Below are 23,905 nucleotides of genomic sequence, written 5' to 3'. Positions count from 1 at the left end.
CAGCCAACATCAATGTTGAATGTGAAACCGCCATCGCGAGCAAGCTCGCTCCCACATTGGGATATGTGTTCGGTTAGTTGGAACGTGGTCTACGCCCCGACACGAAATGGCCCATATCATTGAACCCAGGCGTCGAGGAGTGCCCCGGCGTCACCAGTGAGTCAATGAAGGCTTCGTCTTCAGCCGTGATCTTCACCGCCTGGGCCTTGGTGTAGGCATCCCATTGGGCTTCGGTGCGCGGGCCGACGATGGCCGAGCTGACGGCAGAGTTGTTCAGGACCCAGGCGATCGCGAACTCGACGATGCCGACGCCGCGCGCCTGGGTGTACGCCTGAATCTGCTGGGCAATGCGCAGCGACTCGACCCGCCATTCGGTTTCCAGGATGCGCTTGTCCTGGCGACCGGCGCGGCTGTTGGCGTCCGGGGTGACGTCTGGCGTGTACTTGCCGCTCAACACGCCACGGGCCAATGGGCTGTAAGGCACCACGCCGAGGCCGTAGGCATTGGCGGCGGTGATTTGTTCGGTTTCGGCCTGGCGATTGACGATGTTGTACAGCGGCTGGCTGATCACCGGTTTGTCGACACCGAGTTTCTCGGCTACACGGATCACCTCGCTGATACGCCAGCCACGGTAGTTGGACAAACCCCAGTAACGAATCTTGCCTTGGCGAATCAAATCGCCGATGGCCGACACAGTGACCTCCAGCGGCGTGTTGTGGTCTTCGCGGTGCAGGTAATAGATGTCCAGATAATCGGTGCCCAAACGGGTCAGGCTGGCATCGATGCCATTGAACAGGTGCTTGCGGCTCAGCCCGCTGCGATTCGGCACACCGTCCACCGGGCCAAAGCCGACCTTGGACGCCACTACCCATTCGTGACGGTGACCGGCAATCGCTTCGCCGACGATTTCCTCGGAGCGGCCACCGGTGTATACGTCCGCCGTGTCGATGAAGTTGACACCCTGATCCCAGGCCTTCTCGATGATCCGCAGCGAATCTTCGGTGCTGGTCTGCTCGCCAAACATCATGGTACCGAGGGTCAACGTGGACACTTGCAGTCCAGAGTGGCCCAGTGTGCGGTAGGTCATGTGCGAAATCCTTTTACCGGTGGGAAAGGCTCAATCAAATACCAGAACAACCGCACGGGGCAAACGGAATTATCTGGCCAATGCTGAAATCAGTGTGGGAGCGAGCCTGCTCGCGATGGCAGCATGACAGTCAACATTGATGTTGAATGTAAAGCAGCTATCGCGAGCAGGCTCGCTCCCACATTGGAAGATTGTCAGGTATCAAACGCGCAAGGTGCGGGTCATGCGCAGCGCCAACAAACTACCCCCGACAATCACCCCAGCCAGCAGGTACAGCGCCGCATCGGTCGAGCCGGTGCTGTCCTTGACCCAGCCGACCAGGTACGGGCTGAGGAAACCGGCCATCTGCCCCATGGAGTTGATCAACGCCAGGCCACCGGCAGCGGCACCGGCGCTGAGCATGGCGGTCGGTACCGGCCAGAACATTGGCAGGCCGGTGAGGGCGCCCATGGTGGCGACGGTCAGGCCAAGAATCGCAATGGCCGGGTTGGCCGCAAAGTTCACGGCGATCAACAGACCTGCCGCCCCCATCAGCATCGGCACCACCAAATGCCAGCGGCGCTCTTTATGCAGGTCAGCCGAGCGACCCACCATCAGCATGAACACGGCCGCCAGCAGGTACGGAATTGCACTGAGCCAGCCGATCACCAGGTTATCGGCGAAACCGAGGCTCTTGATGATCGAGGGCAGCCAGAAGTTGATCGCGTAGACACCGCTTTGAATGCAGAAGTAGATCAGGCCGAACGCCCAGATCGCCGGGTTCTTGAACACGGCCAACAGCGAGTCGGTGGCGGTTTTTGGTTTGCTGGCCCAATCGATGGCTTGATCCGCCTCAAGCACGGCACGCTCTTGCGGCTTGAGCCATTTGGCGCTGGCGAAGTTGTCGCTGAGCAGGAAGAACGCTAGCGCACCCAGCGTGATGGTCGGAATGCCTTGCAGCAGGAACATCCACTGCCAGCCAGCGAGGCCACCTTGGCCGGCGGCGAAGTGGTTGAGAATCCAGCCAGAGAACGGGCTGCCGAGCAGGCCGGACACCGGAATCGCCGACATGAACAGCGCCATGATACGGCCACGGCGGAACGTCGGGAACCACTGCGAGAGGTACAGCACCACGCCTGGGAAGAATCCGGCTTCGGCGGCACCGGTGAACAGGCGCAGGGTGTAGAACCCGGTCGGCGTGGTGACGAACAACAGGCAGGTCGACAGCATGCCCCAGGTGACCATCATCACCGCGATCCAGCGCCGTGGGCCGAATTTGCTTAGCGCCAGGTTGCTTGGAACGCCACACAACACGTAGCCGATGAAGAAAATCCCGGCCCCGAGGCCGTACACGGTTTCGCTGAATTTCAGCGCATCGAGCATCTGCAGTTTGGCAAATCCAACGTTGACCCGGTCGAGGTAGTTGAACAGGTAGCAGACAAAGATGAAGGGGATCAAGCGCAGGGTAACGCGCTTGTAGACGGCGTTTTTATCGTCATCGGTGGCCAGGGTGGCAGCGGCGCTCTGTGACATGGCAGGACTCTCTTTATTATGATTTTTTGCGAGGCAAGGGTAACGTTGGTCGCCTGGAGAGTCTCGGTCACCCCTGAGCGGATGTCTTTGTGCCTGAGCACAGGGTTTACGCCAACAGCCTGTGCGGGTGAACAATCAATCGCCGCACGTTTTCAAGGATTACGCCGCATGTTCGAACTCGATCACGACCTGGCGCAGGATATCGTCGACCGGGCGATGGCCATTCTGCCGTACAACGTCAATGTCATGGACAGCCAGGGGCTGATCCTCGGCAGTGGCGAGCCGGAGCGGATCAATACCCGGCACGAAGGTGCGCAGCTGGTGCTGGCGAATGGGCGGGTGGTGGAAATCGACGCGCAAACCGCCGTGCACCTCAAAGGCGTGCAGCCGGGGATCAATTTGCCGTTGCTGCTCGATCAGCGTTTGATTGGCGTGTTAGGTATTACCGGTGAGCCCGAGCAACTGCGTACCTATGCGGAGCTGGTGCGCATGACTGCCGAGATGCTGGTCGGCCAGCGCAACCAGCAGGCCGAGCAGCAATGGCGTCGCCAGCGTTGCGATGACCTGTTGGCGTTGCTGCTCAGCGAGGCCGGGGATTCGCCACGGCTGATCGACGAAGCTCAGCAAATGGGCCTCAAGCCGCAGCTGTCGCGCACGCCTTATCTGTTCGAGTTGGGCCTGGAACATGGAGCGGGGCAAACCGCCGAGGCGTTGAGTGCCTGGCTGATCTCACGCTATCCCGACAGTTGGTGCGTGAGCTCCGCCAAGTCGTCATTGCTGTGGTGCCGGCCGACCACGCAAACGGTGGAGAACGAGCGCTTGTTGGAGAAGCTCGAAGGCCTGGGCTGGAATATTCTGCGCATTGCCGTTGGGGGCCAGGCCGATGGTTTGCAAGGCTTGCGCCGCTGCTATCGAAGGGTCGGCGACTTGCTGGCCTACGGGCGCGATGTGCTGCCGAAAACCCGTTTGCTGATGCTGAACCGCTATCGATTGCCGGTCATGCTCTGGCGTCATCGCAACGACGATGCGCTGGACGAATTACTCACGCCACTGCGCAAAGTCATCGCCAAGGACAGTAACGGCCAACTGTTGGCGACATTGCGCAGTTGGTGCGAGCACGACGGCCAAAGCCAGGCCTGTGCCGATGCGTTGGGCATTCACCGCAACAGCCTGCGCTACCGCATGGAGCGCATTGCCGAACTCAGCGGCGTTGACCCATTGCGCCTCGATGGCATGCTTGCGCTGTACCTGGGTGTGCAACTGCTGCCCGAGACAGACGCCAAACCGTGAGCGACATAAATCCCTGTGGGAGCGGGCTTGCTCGCGAAGAGGCCATCACATCCAATATCCATGGTGACTGATAGACCGTCTTCGCGAGCAAGCTCGCTCCCACAGGGTTTTGTGAGAATGAACAATAAACCCATGCTGCACTTGTGCAGTGGACCGGCGTTATTGTTCATATCAACTGGCAGCATGGGCTCCATTGGAACTGGAGAATTCACATGAAAATCGTCATTGCCCCCGATTCGTTCAAGGACAGTCTGAGTGCCGAAGCCGTGGCCAATGCCATTGCGCTGGGCCTGGCCGAGGTCTGGCCGGACGCGACGCTGGTCAAGTGTCCGATGGCTGACGGCGGCGAAGGTACGGTCGAGTCGATTCTCGCTGCCTGCGAAGGTGAGCTGCGCAGCGCCACCGTGCAGGGTCCGCTTGGCACACAGGTCGACGCGCACTGGGGCTGGCTGCCCCACAATCACACGGCGATTATCGAAATGGCCGAAGCCAGCGGTTTGCAGTTGGTGCCGGTGGGCCTGCGCGATGCGTGCATCAGCAGCACTTTTGGTACGGGTGAACTGATCCGCGCCGCACTCGATGCGGGGGCACAGCGGATTATCCTGGCCATTGGCGGCAGTGCGACCAATGACGCAGGTGCTGGTGCGTTGCAAGCACTAGGCGTACGACTGCTCGATGCCCAGGGGCAAACATTGAAACCGGGTGGGCTGGCATTGGCGCAACTGGCACAGATCGACCTGAGTGAAATGGACCCGCGTCTGGCCAGCGTGCGCTTCGAGATCGCCGCCGACGTCAACAATCCACTGTGCGGTCCCCACGGAGCCTCAGCGATATTCGGCCCGCAGAAAGGCGCATCGGTCGAGCAGGTTCAACAGCTGGATCAGGCCCTTGGGCATTTCGCCGGGCTCTGCGTCCAAGCGTTGGGAAAAGATCTGCGTGACGAACCGGGCAGTGGCGCCGCGGGCGGTCTGGGTTTTGCGGCCAAGGCGTTTCTGGGTGCGCAATTTCGTGCTGGCGTGGAAGTGGTTGCCGATCTGGTCGGCCTGGAAGAGGCGGTACGTGATGCGGATCTGGTGATCACCGGCGAGGGTCGCTTCGACGCCCAGACCTTGCGCGGCAAAACCCCTTTTGGGGTGGCGCGTATTGCCCGGCAACAGGGCGTGCCGGTGATCGTGATCGCCGGCACCCTCGGTGAGGGCTACGAGCAGATGTACGAACATGGCGTGGACGCGGCATTCGCCCTGTCGTCCGGGCCGATGACCCTGGAGCAAGCCTGCGCCGACGCTCCGCGCCTGCTGCATGATCGCGCCCGGGACATCGCCCGCGTCTGGCGCCTGGTAGATTACAAGAGATAGCCACTGCCCACTGTGGCGAGGGAGCTTGCTCCCGCTCGGTGGCGAAGCCGCCGTAATTGCCATTCATCGCCCTATAGGGGCCGCTTCGCGCCCCAGCGGGAGCAAGCTCCCTCGCCACGGGTAGAAGCAGTGTTTCACCCTTGAAACACTTGTCAGGTCCAGAAATATATTTCGCTCAACCCTCCATAAAACCTAAAGCCCTGCCGATACAGGGTATAGGCGCACACACCCCTCAAATCAAAGTCGCCTACCTGCATGCGGGGAGCGATCCCCAGCCTGCCAGCGTTCACTGCATGGATGCTCGAAGACTTCACCACCCGAGAGTCATCCTATGTCCATACGTAATATGAATATCGCGCCTCGAGCGTTCCTGGGTTTTGCTTTCATTGCGTTGCTGGTGATCGTGCTCGGCGTCTTTGCCGTGAACCGCATGTCGATCATCCGCCAAGCCTCCATCGACATGGAAACCAATCAGTTACCTAGCGTAGCCTTCCTTGGGAATATCACCGAGAGCGTCTTGCGCTTGCGTATCCTCTCGTTCCGCGTGCTGGTAAACCGCGACGCCGCCGGACTGCAAGACGCTGAAACTCGCATCAACGTACTCACTGACAAGGCCAGACAAGCTCAAAAGAGCTATGCAGCCTTGCCCGCCGATGGTGAGGAAGCGGCGCTGTCTAAAACCTTTGCCGCCACCCTGGACAGTTACCTGCAAGCCCAAAACCAGATGATGGAGCTGTCGCGGCAGAACAAACTCGATGACCTGCGCAACCTGATCAATACGCGTATCAAGGACGGTACCGATCTGATGGGTGAGCAGTTGAACAAGCTGATCGCCATCAACAAGGCAGGTGCAACCCAGGCCGACGCTGTCGCAGGCGACCAATATTCTTTCGCCACCAACGGCATCATTGCGGTTTCGGTGTTTGCCGCATTGGTGACGGTACTGCTGGCCTGGCTGCTGACCCGCAGCATCGTCACACCACTGAACCGTGCGGTCGCCGCTGCCGAGTCCATTGCTGGCGGTAACCTCACCAAACCTATCGTAATCGACGGCAACGACGAACCGGCGCGTTTGCTCGGCGCCTTGTCGACCATGCAGGCCAACTTGCGCAAAACCATCGAGCAGATCGCCGGTTCCGCGAATCAGTTGGGCGCTGCGGCTGAAGAACTCAGCGCCGTGACCGAGGAAGCGTCGCGCGGCTTGCAACAGCAAAACAACGAAATCGAACAGGCCGCGACCGCCGTCAATGAAATGACCGCCGCCGTGGAAGAGGTTGCACGCAACGCGGTGTCGACGTCCGAAGCGTCGAATCAATCGACCCAGGCCGCCCGTGAAGGTCGCGACCGCGTGGTGGAAACCGTCAACGCCATTCAGACCATGACCCATGACGTACAAAGCACCTCGCTGATGATCGAAGGCCTGGCCACTCAGGGCCGCGATATCGGCAAGGTGCTGGACGTGATTCGGGCGATTGCCGAACAGACCAACCTGCTGGCACTCAACGCGGCCATCGAAGCGGCCCGTGCCGGTGAAGCCGGACGCGGTTTTGCGGTGGTGGCAGACGAGGTTCGCGCCTTGGCGCATCGCACCGCGCAATCGACCCAGGAAATCGAAAAAATGGTCGCCGGTATTCAAAACGGCACCGGCGAAGCGGTCGACTCCATGCAGCAAAGTAACCAGCGCACGCACACTACGTTGGAGCTGGCCCGTGCTGCCGGCGTGGCGCTGGAGCAAATCACCCAGTCGATCCACCAGATCAACGAGCGCAATCTGGTAATCGCCAGTGCCTCGGAAGAACAGGCGCAGGTGTCGCGTGAAGTGGACCGCAACCTGGTGAACATCCGCGACCTGGCCACGCAATCGGCCGCCGGTGCCAACCAGACCAGTGCCGCCAGCCACGAGCTGTCGCGTCTGGCGGTTGATTTGAATGCCATGGTGGCGCGTTTCGTGATTTGAGCCTGCGTCAAACCGACCCCTAGGGCTCTGTCATTGGACAGAGTCCGGGGTCACTCACTCAGTTGTCAAAAACTCGGTATTGCCTAGGCCGGATCCAGTGTCAATCTAATAAAGTTGCCTTTGGAGTTGGGCCCTTCATTGCCTGCTCGGTCTTTGAAAGTGTAAAAAATCAGGTGAATGCCGTTAGCAAAATGGCGTAGTTTTTCACCGGGTAGCATTAGCGTCGTATTGCTGTTTGTGTGCTCAACCTGTTTAAGCACGATGGGAGAGGCATCTGCCCCACCCATACAAAAGCCAATTTCATCCCCCACCTTCAGATCTGGATAGTGCTCGATGGTGACGGCGACGCAATCATCATGGGTCTCCAGATAGTGAGTCGTCACACCATTGGCCACTTCTTCCGGAAGTTCTGGTCTGACCGGCGTTTCACCGTAATTGGGCGGTGTCCAGTCAGTGGTGAACTCGGTAACTGGAGACTGGCGGACGGGGACATCAGCCTTGCTGATTCGATAGAACACTTCAAATGGTCCTTGATGAACCATGAATTGCTTGGGAATGATTACAACAAGGGGAAATAGGCCTGGGTCAATGGGGCTGGACAGGCAAAAGCTCGCCACAACGGTATGAACAGGCGCATTTTTGGGACCAAGCAGCAGTTCAAAACGGTCCGTGTCGCCAGTTTTCGCAGAGCTCTCCCAAGGTTTCGAGATCTGCACGTTAAGATCCTTGCCTTTCAAACGTGCTGGCAACAGGTTGATTTCTCCGTCGGGGATGTCGGGTAATGCGTCGGGGATCTGCAGTGGAACCAATTCTAAATCGGATGTTGCTGAATAGAGGGTCATTCCATGTTCCTTGCGCACTGTCAAAGTAACTCTTCGGTTCGTGATGACTCGAGAGCTTCACGCGGATTGAAGGACTTATTTTTGCAAACAACAACTGTCAGATCTGACAGGTAGATATCCCTTTGATCATCAGCTTATGCTGATCGGTTAACTGAGGCGTGCCAAGGCTATCCCGGTTAACCCCCTATCGAGTGGCGCGTTTCGTGATTTGAGATAGGGTTGAATGTGGAGTTCGCGCGACAGGAGATGTACATGCGCTATTCAGCCTTGACCCAACGAATCGCCGGCGACGGAGCCGATGCCTGGCAGATTCACTACCGAGCGCTGGAGTTGCGCGAGCAGGGCGTCGATGTGCTGCTGCTGTCGGTCGGCGACCCGGATTTCGATACGCCGAAACCGATCGTCCAGGCGGCCATCGACAGCTTGCTGGCCGGTGATACGCATTATTCGGAGGTGCGCGGCACGCGGTCGCTGCGCACCAGCATCGCCCGTCGTCACACCCGGCGCAGTGGTCAGGTGGTCGATGCCGATCATGTGCTGGTGCTGCCGGGCGCGCAGTGTGCGGTGTACTCGGTGGTGCAATGCCTGCTCGACCCGGGTGACGAAGTGCTGGTCGCCGAACCGATGTACGTGACCTATGAGGGCGTGTTCGGCGCCTGCGGGGCGAAGGTGGTACCGATCGCGGTGCGGCCGGAAAACGGATTTCGCGTTGACCCGGCGGACATCGCCGCACGAATCACTCCCAGGACTCGCGCCATTCTGCTCAACAGTCCGAACAATCCTTCCGGGGCAAGCCTGTCGCTGCCGATCTGGCAGGCCCTGGCGCGTTTGTGCGTCAAGCATGACTTGTGGCTGATCAGCGATGAGGTCTACAGCGAACTGTTATATGAGGGTGAGCACATCAGTCCGGCCAGCCTGCCGGGGATGGCCGAACGTACGGCGACCGTGAACAGTCTGTCGAAATCCCACGCCATGACTGGCTGGCGAGTCGGTTGGGTGATCGGTCCAAAACCCTTGACTGAACACCTGGAGAACCTTTCGCTGTGCATGCTCTTTGGCATTCCCGACTTCGTGCAGAACGCAGCGCGTGTGGCACTGGAGGCTGACTTGCCGGAGCTTGCACTGATGCGCAACGAATACCGTGCGCGGCGTGATCTGGTGTGCGCACGATTGAGCGATTGCCCGGGCATTAATCCGGTCATTCCGGATGGCGGGATGTTCGTAATGGTCGATGTGCGCCAGACCGGAGTGGGCGCGCAGGCGTTCGCCGAAAAACTGCTGGAAGGCTATGCCGTGTCGGTGCTCGCCGGTGAAGCGTTCGGGCCCAGTGCGGCGGGGCATATCCGCATTGGCCTGGTGCTCGACCAACAGCGGCTGGCCGAAGCCTGCCGCCGAATCGTGCGCTGTGCAATGGAACTGTTGAAAGCCCGGCGGGCGTGAACCGCCTGGAGCGTTGTGCTGGATTTGATGGCCTATTCGCGAGCAAGCCCGCTCCCACAGGGGATCTGTTTCGGGCATGAATTCTGTGCTCGACGCAAATAAAGTGTGGGAGCGGGCTTGCTCGCGAAAGCTATCGAACAAACGCCAACACCATCAAGCTTTCCACGCAATACCATTCACCAGATTAACCGGGCGTTCACCGGCCAGTGCCGCCAGCAGGTTGTCGACGGCACAGCGGGCCATGGCTTCGCGGGTTTCGTGGGTCGCAGAGCCGATGTGCGGGGTCGCCACCACATTGTTCAACTGCAACAACGGCGAATCATGAGCCAGCGGTTCACGCTCGAACACATCCAGCCCCGCGGCACGAATCTGCCCTTGGCGTAACGCTTCGATCAACGCCGTTTCATCGACCACTTTGCCTCGGGAGATATTAATAAAAATACTCTCCGGGCGCATCAGCGCAAACTGCTCGGCGCCGATCAATCCTTCGGTTTCAGCGGTCAGCGGTAATGTCAGGCAGACAAAATCGGCCTGCTGCAGCAGCGCTGGAAGGCTACGGTACTGCGCGTCGAAACGCTGTTCCACCGCAGGTTTCGCGCTGTGGCTGTGATAGAGAATCGGCATCCCAAAACCGAAATGCCCACGCTGGGCCAATGCCTCGCCGATGCGGCCCATGCCGATAATGCCCAAGGTCTTGCCATGCACATCGGTGCCGAAATGCGCCGGGCCGATGTTGCGGTTCCATTGCCCGGCACGCACCAGATTGGCCAGCTCGACCACGCGTCGGGCGGTCGCCAGAATCAGCGCAAAACCGGTGTCGGCGGTGGTTTCGGTCAACACGTCCGGGGTATTGCAGAGCAGGATCTGTCGGCGGTTCAGGTAGTCGATGTCGTAGTTGTCGACGCCGACCGAGACACTGGCAATGGCCTTCAAGCGTGGCGCCAGATCGAGCAGTTTGGCGTCCAGCTTCAGGCTGGCGCCCAGCAGGCCGTGAGCCGAGGGCAGCGCATCGCGCAACCGCTGCAGTCCTTCGGCGTCAAGGCGGTCGATCAGCGTCACCTCAGCCTGTTCATGCAAGCGGGCCATGAGTGGCGCAGAGAGTTTTTTGTACAGCACGACCTGCTTTTTCATCCGATCAGTCTCTTGTTCAATTCAGGAATGTGCCGCTACGGGCCGGGCCGTTGCACGCGAGGGTTGGGCCCGGTCGCTGGCGCCGGGCTTGAGGAAAATCGTCAGCACCACCGAGAGCATCAAGGCCGCGCTCATCAACAGATAGGAGGCGCCGGGCGAGCCGGTGGAGCTGTTCAAATAGCCGACCAGATACGAGCCGCCAAACGAACCGAGGGCGCCCATGCTGTTGATCAGCGCCATGGCTCCGCCGGCGACGTTGGCTGGCAGGATCTCCGGGACGATGGCAAAGAATGGCCCGTAAGGGGCGTACATGCAGGCGCCAGCAATCACCAGCAGCGTGTAGGACCACCAGAAGTGTTCGGCACCGAGTGCATAGGAGGCGTAAAACGCGATGGAGGCGATCAACAAGGGCGGCCAAACAAACCGTTTGCGCCGTTGAATCCGGTCCGAACCCCAGGACACCCCGAGCATCGCAATCACCGCCGCCAGATACGGCAGCGCCGACAGCCAGCCGGCTTCGATCATGTTCATCTGCGCGCCGTGTTTGAGGATCGATGGCAGCCACAGCACAAACCCGTAAACGCCGATGCTCCAGCAGAAAAACTGCAGGGCCAGGATGATCACTTTGGGGGAGCGGAACGCTTCGGCGTAGTTTTTCACCGCTTTGATTCCGACCTGTTCGGCGGCGAGGGCGCTGTGCAGGTCTTGCTTCTCCTGGTTGCTCAGCCACTTGGCGTCGGCAGGACGATCATCGGCCAGGCGCCACCAGATAAACGCCCAGAGCACCGCCGGTAACCCTTCGACGATAAACATCCAGCGCCAGCTGAAATGCTGCACCAGATAACCCGACACCACCGACATCCAGAGCATGGTCACCGGGTTACCGAGGATCAAAAAAGTATTGGCTCGCGAGCGTTCGGCGCGGGTGAACCAGTGGCACAGGTAAACCAGCATCGCCGGCATCACCGCAGCTTCGACCACGCCCAGCAGGAAGCGGATGGCGATCAGCATGTAGGCGTTAGAGACAATCCCGGTCAACGTGGCCAGGCCACCCCAGAGGATCAGGCTGACGAAGATCAGCTTCTTCACGCTGTGCTTTTGCGCGTAAATCGCCCCCGGTACCTGGAAGAAAAAGTACCCGAGAAAGAACAGCGCACCGAGCAGCGAGGACAACCCCGGCGTGATCATCAGGTCGGCGGCCATCCCTGAGGCGGCGGCAAAACCGTAGTTGGCACGGTCCAGATACGCCAGGCTGTAGGTGATAAACACCATCGGCATGATGTACCACCAGCGGCGGGTGGCGAGGTTCAGCGTTTGCATGGTAGTGCTCCTGAGCTTGTTGTTTTTGTCGCAACAGGTAACGGTTCAAAAAATCAGTGACTGTGCGGGCCTCATCGCGAGCAGGCTCGCTCCCACATTTGATTGGCGTCGGTCACAGCATTTGTGTCTGAAACAGATCCCCTGTGGGAGCGAGCCCGCTCGCGATTGGCGGCCTCAGGCCCAGCCGATAACTCGGCCCGGGTCGGCAAACCCTCCATATCACCTCGACTCTGCACCGCGCGGCTGCCAATCCAGTTGGCGCGCTGTACGGCGTCCGGGACACTGGAGTTCTCCAGCAAGGCACTGATCATCCCGACTGCAAAACCATCGCCGGCCCCCACCGTGTCCACGACGTTGGTCACCGGCACACCCGGTACAAAACCCTGATCCTGTTGGGTGCGGTAATAGGCGCCGTCAGGGCCGAGTTTGATCACCACCGCCTCGGCGCCCTGATCCAGATAAAACGCCGCAATGTCGGCCGGGTCCTCGAAACCGCTGAGCAATCGTCCCTCGCTCAAGCCCGGCAGCACCCAATGGGCCAAGGCGGCGAGGCGATTGATTTCGCCGATCATCTGCTGTTCGCTGTCCCACAGCGTCGGGCGCAGGTTGGGGTCGAAGGAGACGCTGCGCCCGGCCTCGCGCATGCGCGTCATCAATTCGAAAGACATCTGGCGCGCCGACCCGGACAGCGCCGGCACAATGCCGGTGGCGTGCAGATGTCGGGCTTCAAGCAGTTCAGAAGCAATCGACTGCACGGACAGAAGACTGGCCGCCGAACCGCGGCGGAAGTATTCGACGTGAGGATCACTGCCATCGTCGGCACGCGACTTGAGCTGGAAACCGGTCGGGTGTGCGTGGTCGGTCTCGACGAAACGACAATCCAGACCTTCCTGTTCCAGGGTGTCGACCACAAACCGGCCCAGCGAATCCGCACCGACCCGGCTCAGCCAGGACACCTTGAACCCCAGTCGCGACAGACCGATCGCTACATTGCTGTCGGCGCCGGCAATGCGTTTGTGGAACTGCGCAACGTCGGCCAGATCACCGCTCTGTTCGGCGACAAACATCGCCATGGTTTCGCCAAACGACAGAATATCGATCTCAGACATGAACGCTCTCCAGCTGTGCTTGACCAAGGCAGGCGAGGGTGGCGACATGCTCGGCGGTCAACTGCACCAGGTCGGCACCTTGCAACGGATATTCCACCGCCCGCATCACCCCTTTGGGCATGTGCTGCAGGTGCTGTGCCCATTCGTGCAAATCATCAAGCGAGGGCGGTATGGCGACCAGCTTGCCGTCGGCACGGCGACGGACCGCTTTGCAATGCACATAGCCGACATGCCGGCCCAGCAGGCGTGCGGCGCTGGCGGCGGATTGGTCCTGCCATTGCCAGTTGCCGATATCGAAGGTCATCTGCACTGGCAGCGCATGCGCTTCAACTGCGCTGAAAAACCGTTGGAACGGCTCGATGCGTCCGCCCTGCAAGGTCTGGTCGTTTTCCACCAGTAACTGCACCGGGCTTTGGGACAAACAGCGGGCCAGCGCCGGCAGAGAGTGAGTGTCGGTGAAGTCACCCAGCGAGACCTTCAGCCACTTGGCGCCAAACGCCCGGGCTCGCCTTAAGGTGTCCGGCAATTCTGGATGGGGCTGCTCCTGCCCGGTCAGCCACAGTTCCAGTGGCGAGGAAAACACGCAACCCAGGCCGCGGTATTCGATGGCCGATGCCACGTCAGCCGGCACTTCATCGGTGAGCAGTTCTTCGCGCAGTTCTATGCGATCAGCGCCGGCAGCGGCCAGCAATTCGACAAAACTCAACTGTCCACGCTGGCGAACCAGCTCGGCGCCGTAGCTGGAGAGACTGATGGAAACGGGTGATTTATTCATTGTTTTGCACCTCTGAAACCGGTTTCATTTTTGTTCAAAAAAAGAGTCAGTTGTTGATTTATGCAGTGACCTTAAGGGCCTCATCGCGAGCAAGCTCGCTCCCACACTGGATTGCATCTACACAGATCCCCTGTGGGAGCGAGCTTGCTCGCGATGGGGCCATAAGCATCACGCCAGGTTCAGCCGAGTCGACCCACGCTCAATCAACCGCGCCGCAAAATCCAGCGTTCGTGCCGGCCCGTCATCGCCGCGCAAGCGCTTGAGCAAACACTCGAACGCGCTCGCGCCAATCTCTGCCGTCGGCTGTGCGAGGGCGGTAATGCCGCTGCCCACCAGCGGGTACCAGTCGAGGTCGTCGAGGGCGATCAAGCCAATGTCTTCAAACAGTCTGCAACCCAGCTCACGCAAGGCGCGGGTGCCGGCCAACGCGGCAATACCGTTGGCGCAAAACAGTGCTTTCGGGCCAGGGCCGGGTGTGGCCAGGAAGGATTTCAGCCGTGCGTTCAGCTCGCTGCCGGTCTCAACCACCGCACCGCTCAGCAGCGTGCGCTGCTCGATCTGCGCCTTGAAGCTGTTCACCCGCTCAACCCGCGAGCTGGTGCCGTCAAAGGGTTCGCTGAGCAACACAATATCGCGATAGCCGCGAGCTTCAAGATGATCCAGGGCCATTTCGACCGCCGCCGGGTTGTCCAGTCCGACCAGGTCGCTGTCCAGCAGATCGACCTTGCGATCCACCAGCACCATCGGCAGTTCACGGTGCAACTCGCGCAGCTCATCGAGGTGATGGCCGAGGGTGTTCACGATCAAGCCTTCGATGTTGTACGAGCGCAACGCCGCCAGATGCTGGCGTTCCTGCTCATCGTCACGGTCGGTGTTGCACACCACCAGGCTGTAGCCGTGCTGTCGGCAAGCGGTTTCCACGCCATGCATCACGGCAATCGAATAGGGGTTACGGATATCGGCCACCAGCATGCCGATCAGGCGGGTACGCCCGCGTTTCAAACCGCGAGCCATCTGGTTCGGGCGATAGCCCAGTTCGCTGATCGCTTGCTCGATGCGTTTGGCGGTGGCCTCGGACAGCAAGGCGCGGTCTTCGCCAATAAAACGCGACACGCTGGCCTTCGAGACCCTGGCGTGCTCGGCAACATCGAGCATGGTGACGCGGCCGCGCTGGGCGGCGGAAAAAGTAGTCACGGTGTGAAGCCTTGTTGTTTGAGTTGTTGTGGCTGGTACTGAAACCGGTTTCAGAAAACACTAGACGCACGTGAACGTCAAGCTCATCGACGAAGGAAATTGTAGGAAAAGTCGGATTAAACCGACAGGCGGTAGTTAGACCTGTCAGAACTGACAGTAGCCGGTGTTGGGGATCGGGCGTTTAATTTCTTGCAGGGATAACAGGTCATTTCCTGTTATTGAAGAACGATCCCCAACATCGCCTGTTCGGACGCGCATTAATTCAACTGTGATGGAGAACGTGAAATGACTGTTAACGAAAAACTGACATCGAAACTGACCCAGCAGCGACTTGCTGAACAAGTTCGTAACAACCACCGCTCTTTCAATTCAGCCATTCAGCCTGAACTTCACCCGGCTCCAAAGATTGGGGGGCTGGTCGGTGATGGGCTGCTGACCAAAGCCCTTCTGGATCAGACAAACGTAACGGTCGTTGTGGAATCATTGAACGAATACAATGACGGTGATAGCGGCAAATTGCAGCTGCTTGATCCAAGTAAGATGGTCCAGAACCCGGATGAGCCGGACGGGCCGCTGATACCATTAGTTGTTTATGAGGGGGTTCCACAGGATTTGCCAACAACTAAAGAAGGATATCCTCAGTTCTTTCCTCTACCGAGTGATGAACTGGTTGATTATGACAAAGTTCACCCTGCCACTCGCTATCAGGTGAGATTGGTCGTCAACCAGGGAAATACGGGTAACGATGTTTCCTCAAAAGCACTTGATATTGGTGTCGATCGTCATGCACCTTACCAAAGCAAGCAGGATGGTAGTTACCTTCGGCCTGTTAAGTCTGGTGTTTTAAATGTGCCAGACGACATTGACGATCAGTGGCTGGAAAATAACACACATCTGGAGTTGAAAGTTGATGCGGGCTATCAATTTTATTCGTCCAGTGATCGAATTCATATCTCCATCTCTACTGCTGAGCCAGGGGCGGATGATCCACTTCCAAATGTGGTTTTCTCCGGAAATTTAGCTGGCGATGGGTTGGTTAGCATTCCGGTTAAAGACTTTGAGGATGAGGTAAAAAATGATGGAAGTATTTTTGTAAGCTACAAGATTGCGGATGAAGTAGGTAACGACAGTAAAATTTCATTTAATGCCCTCATTCAGGTACTGCTGCGTCCTCAGCCCGAGTTTAAGAAACCCAGAATCCCGATCGTGGGTGAAGGGGGTACACTTGATTTTAAAACACTTGAATCAAAGGTCTATGTCTACGTAGATCGTGGTAATCACTGGAACCCCACAGACAAAATTCTGCTCAAGCTGAGACGCACCAGTGATGGTGCTACTTTTGACGTGGCGGAACTCCCAGTGGGTACTGGTAACCTACTTCGGTTCGAACTCACCTATCTGCACCTTAAATTACTGCCAATCGATGATGAAACACTGACTTCCACAGAAGTGTTTTATGAGCTAAAACGAGGGATCGAGACGCCACGCCCTTCACCTGCAATAGGCTTTATTACCGATCTCACAAAGGCCGGCCCGGTTAACCCCGATCTACCGAGCTTGACCAATCCGAACATGGTGAAAGTCGGGGTTACAGGGGCATCCGGAACACTGAATCATATTACGGGCCCGGACCGTGGGAAACCGGTCACAATCCAGACTCCAATGAAAAAGGCCGGTGACCCTTGGGTGATTCTAGGCAGCGAGATCGCTCAACTCTGGTACAACGGAGTGATGGTCCACGAATTGGCATTGACCGGTATTGAGACAGAACTGACACACGATATGTCAGCGTCCACTATTGATGATCAAGGCACTGGCAAGAAGTATGCCTGGTGGACTATTCAGGGAGACATGAGTGCCAATAAATGGCTCTCGGAAAAAACCGAAGTGACCGTTGATGCCGAGATCGTCGAGTTTGACGCTCCAACGGCGCCGACCTTTCCAATCACTGACGATGGTGTGAGAAAAAATGTTGTTAACTGCAAAAGCCTCATTGTTGTTGGTTCAGATCGTCAACTGGTGGTAACGGTTCCTATCAACGCCACCTATATGCCGGCAGGCTCGACTGTTGAAGTGCGCTCAGTCGGTACGACTGATCGCCTTGGCTTTGAGCCCATCGAGAGTACCCGGTTCTCTGAGCCTCACACAATCACCGACAGTGACGTGACGGCGGGCGAGTTCAAGGTGAACATTAAACCCTATGTAACTAAAATCAAACCCATTCAACCGACCCTGGATTCTGGACTACTCAATGGCGCTGTAAAAATTTGGTACGTCGTAGAGGTTAATGGCGTGCCAGTTCCGTCGGATGAGTTCTTGCGTGAAGTAAGGCTGTTGGCGAGCGGTCTATACTGCGAAGGGACGCCAACACTTTAAATACTACTGCTCGAGTCAGCAGAGAGAGGCCAATACCTCTCTCTGCTTTTCATGCTCCGACCCATCAGGGGGAAAAGTCTGATTAGGCTGATGAAAAGTCCTACATACGCGAATCGTTTACGCACGTAGTCTCCCGCGCATTCCGGGAGGAGAGCTCCCGTGTCGGATTACTGGATCTTTCCTTCAAGGACGGATAATTACCTGGATACCTCACTATGTCGTTAACGCAACTCTTTAATCTGAACCCGGTTGTCATCGGGCTCAACATCTCATCACTGGCCCTTCTATCGTTGATCGTGCCCAATGCCAGCGCCCAGCGTCTGAACGGCACCAGCCTTACGATCAGCGCACCGGGGGTGACCCAGGACTGGCAACTTTACAACAATGCAGTTTTAACGGTCGACGGTGTTTCAACGTTTGATATTCGCGCTATACAGTCGACGCTCAATGTCAATTCCGGCACGACGCAACAGATTTCAGCCAGCCAGGGCTCGACGGTCAATCTGCTGAATACCACCGTCAACGCGGCTGACGGTAATAACGGTGTCGAACTGGTCAACAGTATCGCGACGATGACTGACAGCACGATCAACAGTAACCGCTTGGGTATGCTCATCGCTCGCAACGCGAGCACTAAGACCGGATCTACCGCGACGGTGACCGGCAGTACGATCACTGGCGTGACGGGCGGGGCGTGGGTCACCGGCCTTAGTGCTCTGAATCTTTCGAACTCCACGCTACAAGGCACCGGTGCCAGCAGTTACGGGCTTCGGTTGACCAATGGCAGCGTTACTGCCAGCAATGGCAGCCATATCATCGGCGGCCAGAATGGCTTGATCCTCGGGCTGGATCCCAATGTTGTTTCTCAACCTAATACAGTGGTTCTGAACAAATCGAGTGTGGTCGGTGGCTCGGGTTCGGCGATCCTTGTCGATTACGCCGGCAAGGACAGTGCCCCAACGCAGATCGATATTCTCAACGGTTCCACTCTCAAGGGCGGTAACGGCATCATTCTGGAGGTGACGGGACAGGCTCTGGTCAACATGAACGTCGGCAGTAGCGCATTGAACGGTAATGTTCAGGTGGCCGGCAACAGCACCGCGAACCTGAACTTCAATCAAGGCTTGCTGACCGGAGATGTGATCGCCGAGGCGGGTAGCACCGCTAATGTTCAGTTACAGCAAGGTTCTCTGTTGACCGGGCGCCTGGAGAACGTGGCTACGGTCGGCATCGATCATCAATCCGAATGGACCATGACCGGCAATAGCCGGGTCGGAGACCTGCACACAGAGGGCACTGTCAGGTTTGGTGCCGATAATGGCAATGACTACAAACAACTGGATGTAACCAACCTGTCGGGCGAAGGCCTGTTTATCATGCGCACCCACTTCACCACGGGTGAGACTGATCTGCTGAACGTCACCGGCACGGCTACCGGTAACCATCAACTGTTGATCACCAGCAGTGGCGTCGATCCGGCCAGTGGCGAGCCGATCACTGTGGTGCACACACAAGGCGGCGATGCCCGGTTCTCGCTGGCCAATGCCGATGGCGCGGTCGACTTGGGTACGTATTCCTATGGGCTGAGTCAGGATGCGGCCGGTAAAAACTGGTTCCTCGATCCGAGCAAGCGCAGCGTCAGCCCTTCCACTCAAGTCGTCAGTGCCTTGTTTGGCGCGCTGCTTCCCGTATTGTTAGCCGAAGACGCCTCAATGCGTACACGCATGGGCGAGGTGCGCTTCAACACCGGCAAGTCAGGGGCCTGGAGCCGCGCTTTCGGCAGCAAGTACAACGTTAATGGGGACTACGGCAATAGCTATCGGCAAACGCAGCAGGGTTTTGCGTTGGGTGTCGATACACCGTTGGGCGACAGTCGGTGGTTGCTGGGGGTGATGGCGGGTTATAGCCAATCGGACCTCGCTCTGAACCATGGCAGTTCGGCTACCGTCGACAGCTACTACCTGGGCAGCTACCTGACCTGGTTGGGCGAACATGGGTATTACGTCGATAGCACGTTCAAGCTCAACCGCTTCGAGAACAAAGCCGATGTTGCGATGAGTGATGGGGCAAAGTCCAAGGGGGATTACGGTAATACCGCCATGAGTGCGTCTGTAGAAGTGGGTCGGAAAATCGAACTCCGCAATGGATATTTCATCGAGCCCTCCACTCAATGGTCGACCGCCTACATTCAGGGCAAGAATTATGGTCTGGATAACGGCATGGAGGTCGAGGGCGACGGGACCTATTCATTGCTGGGCAAGGTTGGGGTGACGGCGGGTCGTGACCTGCAGCTGCAGAACGGCAGCAAACTGCAGCCTTATGTCCGAGCAGCGCTGGCCCATGAGTTTTCCAGTAACAGCGGGTTCAAGGTCAACGACAATGTGTTCAGCCATAAACTCTCCGGGTCGCGTGTTGAAGTAGGGGCGGGGGTTGCCATGAAACTGACGGACCGCTGGAGCGCACACGCCGAGGTCGGGTACATGACCGGCAAGAACATCGAAATGCCGATTGGCGGGACCCTGGGTGCGGAGTTCAAGTTTTAAGGGGCGATCAATTGCAGACCGCCCAATCCGTGGTCAGCTGAACAACCCGGCGGCGATATTGATCGAAAAGCCAAGGATGGCCGTATTGAACAGAAAACCGATCAGTGACTGGGCCAGCACGATCTTGCGCAAACTGCGTGTGGCCACCCCGACATCAGCGGTTTGCACTGCCACGCCGATGGTGAACGAGAAATACAGGAAGTCCCAATAGTTGGGGTTTTTCAAGCCTTCGGCAAAACGCAGTGCCGGCTCCTTGCCTTCCCAGGTGTAGAACAACCGGGCGTAATGCACGCTGAAGATCACCCCGACCAACAACCACGAACCGATCACTGTCATACCGGTGAAGCCGTAGTGCAATAGCCGTCGGCTGGTTTCCATATCCTTGCTGCCGGCCAGTTCCAGGGTGATGGTGGCGAGGCTGGCAATCGCCGCTATGCAGACAATGAACAACACCATCCCGGCGTTTTCGTCCTCGACTTCGGCGATGCGCTTTACGTCATCGGCCCGTGAGCGCACGGTTAGCCAGAGCATTAACACCAGATAGGTCCAGACGCAGGAATTCCAGCCGATCAGGATCTTGCTGATGAGTGAGTCGGCCGGAGCCAGGATACTGACCGCCACCCCCAGCAGGGTGGCGGCGGTCAGGCGAGGGTGGGTGCGCAGGAGGTGCGGCATGTAGGCTCGATACGTCAGGGCTTTGCAACACCTTAGCCCAGCATGGTCCGTTGTGACCACAACGGTGAGATCGATGAGAACCAGTGTGGGAGCGAGCTTGCTCGCGATGAGGCCGTAACATCCAACATCCATGTTGGCTTTTATGCCGCTATCGCGAGCAAGCTCGCTCCCACATCAGGTTAGAGTTGTTGCTTGGATGTTCTTGTGGCGTTTCCTGACCAGTTTCATCACCACTACAAAAAACACCGGCACAAACACCACCGCCAACGTCGCGGTGATCATTCCGCCGATCACGCCAGTGCCGATCGCTTGCTGGCTTGCCGAGCTGGCGCCGGTGGCAATCGCCAGCGGTACCACGCCAAGGATGAACGCCAGCGAGGTCATGATGATCGGCCGCAGGCGCAAGCGCGCGGCTTGCACCGTGGCGTCGATCAGGTCGTGGCCTTCGTCGTACAGGCTCTTGGCGAACTCGATGATCAGGATCGCGTTTTTCGCCGACAGCCCGATGATGGTGATCAGCCCGACCTTGAAGAACACGTCGTTGGGCATTCCGCGCAAGGTCACCGCCAGCACCGCGCCGAGCACACCCAGCGGCACCACCAGCAGCACCGAGGTCGGGATCGACCAGCTCTCGTACAACGCCGCCAGACACAGGAACACGATCAGCAACGACAAGCCGAGCAGCATCGGTGCCTGGCTGCCGGACAAGCGCTCCTGCAATGACAAACCGGTCCACTCCTGACCCAGCCCCGCCGGTCCTTGGGCGACAAGGCGCTCGATTTCCGCCATGGCTTCGCCGGTGCTGTGACCGGGCGCCGGCTCACCGGAAATACTGATGGCCGGGTAACCGTTGTAGCGCGTCAGCTGCGCCGGGCCCTGAGTCCATGTGGCTTGGACGAACGATGACAGAGGGACCATTTTTTCGGCATTGTTGCGCACGTGGATCTTCAGCAAGTCGTCAACCTGACTGCGTTGATCGCCTTCAGCCTGAACCACCACCCGCTGCATCCGCCCCTGGTTGGGGAAGTCGTTGATGTACGCCGATCCGACGGCGGTGGACAGCACGTTGCCGATATCGGCAAACGAAACACCCAAGGCATTGGCCTGTTTGCGGTCCACGATCAGTTGCACTTGCGGTGCTTCCGCCAGGGCGCTTTCGCGCACGTTCATCAGGATCGGGCTTTTCTCGGCAGCCGCCAGCAAGGCACTGCGCGCTTGCATCAGCGCCGCATGACCCAGGCCACCGCGGTCTTGCAGGCGGAACTCGAAACCGCTCGACGTACCGAGTCCGTCAACCGGAGGCGGCAGCACCGAGAAGGCCACGGCGTCCTTGATCTGACTCAAGGCACTGTTGGCGCGATTGGCAATCGAGGCCGCCGAGTCATCGCTGCCGCGCTCCGACCAATCCTTGAGAGTGGTAAACGCCAGGGCTGCGTTCTGGCCGCTACCGGAGAAGCTGAAGCCGAGAATCACCGTGCTGTCGCCGACACCGGGTTCAGTGGCGTTGTGCGCTTCGATCTGCTCGACCACCTGCACCGTACGGTTCTTGCTGGCTCCCGGTGGCAGTTGAATGTCGGTGATGGTGTAACCCTGGTCTTCGACCGGCAGGAAGGACGAGGGCAGGCGACTGAAGCAAAGTACCAGGCCGATCAACAGCACGCCGTAGACCAACAGATAACGACCACTGCGTTTCAGGGCGTAGACCACCCAGCGCTGATAGCCCTCGGTCATCCGTTCAAAGCGCTGGTTGAACCAGCCGAAGAAACCGCCCTTGGCCTGATGTTCACCTTTGGCGATCGGTTTCAGCAGCGTGGCGCAGAGTGCCGGGGTGAGTGTCAGGGCGAGGAACGCCGAAAACAGAATCGACGTCGCCATCGACAGCGAGAACTGCTGGTAGATCACTCCGACCGAGCCCGGCATGAACGCCATCGGGATAAACACCGCCACCAGCACCAAGGTGATGCCGATGATCGCCCCGGTGATCTGGCTCATCGCCTTGCGTGTTGCTTCTTTGGGCGACAGGCCTTCGTTGACCATGATCCGCTCGACGTTCTCGACCACGACGATAGCGTCGTCGACCAGAATGCCAATCGCCAGGACCATGCCGAACATGGTCAGTACGTTGATCGAGAAGCCCAGCGCCAACATGACGGCAAAGGTGCCCATCAACGCCACGGGCACCACCAACGTCGGGATCAGCGTGTAGCGGATGTTCTGCAGGAACAGGAACATCACCGCGAACACCAGCAGCATCGCCTCGCCGAGGGTGTAAACCACTTTGGTGATCGAGACTTTGACGAACGGCGAGGTGTCGTACGGGATCTTGTATTCGACGCCGGCGGGGAAGTAGCGCGCCAGCTCGTCCATCTTCTCGCGCACCAGCGTTGCGGTGCTCAAGGCGTTGGCACCGGGCGACAGCTGCACGCTGACCGCCGTCGACGGCTTGCCGTTGAGGCGGGTGGAGAACTGGTATTCCTGGCTGCCGATTTCGACCCGCGCCACGTCACCCACGCGCACCGTGGAACCGTCAGGGTTGGCTCGCAGCACAATGTCGGCGAACTCTTCAGGGGTCGACAGTTGACCTTTCACCAGCACGGTCGCGGTGATTTCCTGGGTGGTGCGGGTCGGCAAGTCGCCGATGCTGCCAGCCGAGACCTGGGCGTTCTGCGCAACAATCGCGGCATTGACGTCGGCCGGGGTCAGGTTGAAACCGATCAGCTTCTGCGGGTCGATCCAGATCCGCATGGCCCGTTCGGCACCATACAGCTGAGCCTTGCCGACGCCGTCCAGACGCTTGATTTCGTTCATCACGTTACGCGCCAGATAATCGCTGAGCGCCACGTCGTTGAGTTTGCCGTCGCTAGAGGTAAGGGTGATCAGCAGCAGGAAGCCGGCCGAGACTTTCTCGACCTGCAAACCTTGTTGGGTCACTACTTGCGGCAGGCGCGACTCGATCACCTTGAGCCGGTTTTGCACATCGACCTGGGCCATTTCCGGATCGGTGCCGGGCTGGAAGGTGGCGGTGATGGTCGCGGTGCCAAGACTGCTCTGGGATTCGAAATACAACAGGTGGTCGGCGCCGTTGAGTTCGCCCTCGATCAGGCTGACCACGCTTTCGTCGATGGTTTGCGCCGAGGCGCCCGGGTACACCGCATAGATCTCGACCTTCGGCGGTGCAACGTTGGGGTACTGCGCGACAGGCAGCTGCGGGATGGCCAGCGCACCGGCCAACAGGATAAACAGCGCGACCACCCAGGCGAACACCGGACGGTCAATAAAAAATTGCGGCATAAAGTCTG

The 23,905-nt window shown here is 58.6% G+C and carries 16 protein-coding genes and 1 pseudogene; 7 read left to right on the top strand and 10 right to left on the bottom strand.

Annotated features, from left to right (window positions below):
* Nucleotides 1-73 precede the first annotated feature (73 nt).
* Both BK658_RS18135 and BK658_RS18130 read right to left on the bottom strand, forming a co-directional pair.
* Nucleotides 74-1,087, bottom strand: a complete 1,014-nt coding sequence (locus BK658_RS18135; protein WP_123583473.1) for an aldo/keto reductase — start codon at nt 1,085-1,087, stop codon at nt 74-76.
* A gap of 201 nt (nt 1,088-1,288) precedes the next feature.
* The gene (locus BK658_RS18130) at nt 1,289-2,599 is read right to left on the bottom strand and encodes an MFS transporter (RefSeq protein WP_123583472.1); all 1,311 of its coding nucleotides are present in this window, start codon (nt 2,597-2,599) and stop codon (nt 1,289-1,291) included.
* Between the two features lie 168 nt (nt 2,600-2,767).
* Between BK658_RS18130 and BK658_RS18125 the strand changes: the two genes are divergently transcribed.
* The 4 genes and pseudogenes from BK658_RS18125 to BK658_RS30800 all read left to right on the top strand — a co-directional run bounded on the left by BK658_RS18125 (nt 2,768) and on the right by BK658_RS30800 (nt 7,201).
* The gene (locus BK658_RS18125; protein ID WP_123583471.1) at nt 2,768-3,889 is read left to right on the top strand and encodes a sugar diacid recognition domain-containing protein; all 1,122 of its coding nucleotides are present in this window, start codon (nt 2,768-2,770) and stop codon (nt 3,887-3,889) included.
* Between the two features lie 212 nt (nt 3,890-4,101).
* Nucleotides 4,102-5,244 (top strand): glycerate kinase, encoded by a 1,143-nt coding sequence (locus tag BK658_RS18115; protein ID WP_123583470.1) that lies wholly within the window; start codon nt 4,102-4,104, stop codon nt 5,242-5,244.
* A 331-nt stretch (nt 5,245-5,575) separates the two neighbouring features.
* Nucleotides 5,576-6,343: pseudogene (locus tag BK658_RS30805) on the top strand (MCP four helix bundle domain-containing protein); the annotation flags it as partial.
* On the top strand, nt 6,338-7,201 hold the full coding sequence (locus tag BK658_RS30800; RefSeq protein WP_371917664.1) for a methyl-accepting chemotaxis protein: 864 nt from the start codon (nt 6,338-6,340) through the stop codon (nt 7,199-7,201). The pseudogene BK658_RS30805 and the gene BK658_RS30800, both read left to right, overlap by 6 nt.
* Nucleotides 7,202-7,284: 83 nt before the next feature.
* Here the strand turns inward: BK658_RS30800 and BK658_RS18105 are convergent, their stop codons facing one another.
* On the bottom strand, nt 7,285-8,043 hold the full coding sequence (locus BK658_RS18105) for a hypothetical protein (protein ID WP_123583468.1): 759 nt from the start codon (nt 8,041-8,043) through the stop codon (nt 7,285-7,287).
* 252 nt (nt 8,044-8,295) lie between these two features.
* Between BK658_RS18105 and BK658_RS18100 the strand changes: the two genes are divergently transcribed.
* Nucleotides 8,296-9,483, top strand: coding sequence for a pyridoxal phosphate-dependent aminotransferase (locus tag BK658_RS18100; protein WP_123583467.1), 1,188 nt, complete (start codon nt 8,296-8,298; stop codon nt 9,481-9,483).
* Nucleotides 9,484-9,636: 153 nt separating this feature from the next.
* Here the strand turns inward: BK658_RS18100 and BK658_RS18095 are convergent, their stop codons facing one another.
* The 5 genes from BK658_RS18095 to BK658_RS18075 all read right to left on the bottom strand — a co-directional run bounded on the left by BK658_RS18095 (nt 9,637) and on the right by BK658_RS18075 (nt 15,012).
* Entirely contained in the window at nt 9,637-10,614 is a 978-nt protein-coding gene (locus BK658_RS18095; protein WP_123583466.1) for an NAD(P)-dependent oxidoreductase, read from the bottom strand.
* A 21-nt stretch (nt 10,615-10,635) separates the two neighbouring features.
* Nucleotides 10,636-11,934 carry an MFS transporter gene (locus BK658_RS18090; protein WP_123583465.1) on the bottom strand — a complete coding sequence of 433 codons (1,299 nt, stop codon included), beginning with the start codon at nt 11,932-11,934 and terminating at the stop codon, nt 10,636-10,638.
* Between the two features lie 71 nt (nt 11,935-12,005).
* Nucleotides 12,006-13,043, bottom strand: coding sequence for a sugar kinase (locus BK658_RS18085; RefSeq protein ID WP_123583464.1), 1,038 nt, complete (start codon nt 13,041-13,043; stop codon nt 12,006-12,008).
* Nucleotides 13,036-13,818 carry a sugar phosphate isomerase/epimerase family protein gene (locus tag BK658_RS18080; RefSeq protein WP_123583463.1) on the bottom strand — a complete coding sequence of 261 codons (783 nt, stop codon included), beginning with the start codon at nt 13,816-13,818 and terminating at the stop codon, nt 13,036-13,038. Before BK658_RS18080 ends, BK658_RS18085 begins: the two co-directional genes overlap by 8 nt.
* A 168-nt stretch (nt 13,819-13,986) precedes the next feature.
* Nucleotides 13,987-15,012, bottom strand: a complete 1,026-nt coding sequence (locus BK658_RS18075) for a LacI family DNA-binding transcriptional regulator (RefSeq protein ID WP_123583462.1) — start codon at nt 15,010-15,012, stop codon at nt 13,987-13,989.
* A 285-nt stretch (nt 15,013-15,297) separates the two neighbouring features.
* Here BK658_RS18075 and BK658_RS18070 point away from each other — a divergent pair, with 285 nt between their 5' ends.
* Both BK658_RS18070 and BK658_RS18065 read left to right on the top strand, forming a co-directional pair.
* Complete coding sequence (locus tag BK658_RS18070) at nt 15,298-17,388, top strand: hypothetical protein (protein WP_123583461.1); 2,091 nt, start codon at nt 15,298-15,300, stop codon at nt 17,386-17,388.
* 215 nt (nt 17,389-17,603) lie between these two features.
* Nucleotides 17,604-19,931, top strand: a complete 2,328-nt coding sequence (locus BK658_RS18065; protein WP_123583460.1) for an autotransporter outer membrane beta-barrel domain-containing protein — start codon at nt 17,604-17,606, stop codon at nt 19,929-19,931.
* Between the two features lie 33 nt (nt 19,932-19,964).
* On the opposite strand, the gene BK658_RS18060 is transcribed toward BK658_RS18065, so the two are convergent.
* Together BK658_RS18060 and BK658_RS18055 are read right to left on the bottom strand one after the other, a co-directional pair.
* Nucleotides 19,965-20,606, bottom strand: coding sequence for a DUF1345 domain-containing protein (locus BK658_RS18060; RefSeq protein WP_123583459.1), 642 nt, complete (start codon nt 20,604-20,606; stop codon nt 19,965-19,967).
* Between the two features lie 174 nt (nt 20,607-20,780).
* Complete coding sequence (locus tag BK658_RS18055) at nt 20,781-23,897, bottom strand: efflux RND transporter permease subunit (protein WP_123583458.1); 3,117 nt, start codon at nt 23,895-23,897, stop codon at nt 20,781-20,783.
* Nucleotides 23,898-23,905: the final 8 nt, after the last annotated feature.

The sequence above is a fragment of the Pseudomonas brassicacearum genome (genome assembly GCF_003732175.1).
GTDB classification, from domain to species: Bacteria; Pseudomonadota; Gammaproteobacteria; order Pseudomonadales; family Pseudomonadaceae; genus Aquipseudomonas; species Aquipseudomonas brassicacearum_G.
This window is presented reverse-complemented; position numbering and strand designations above follow the sequence as displayed.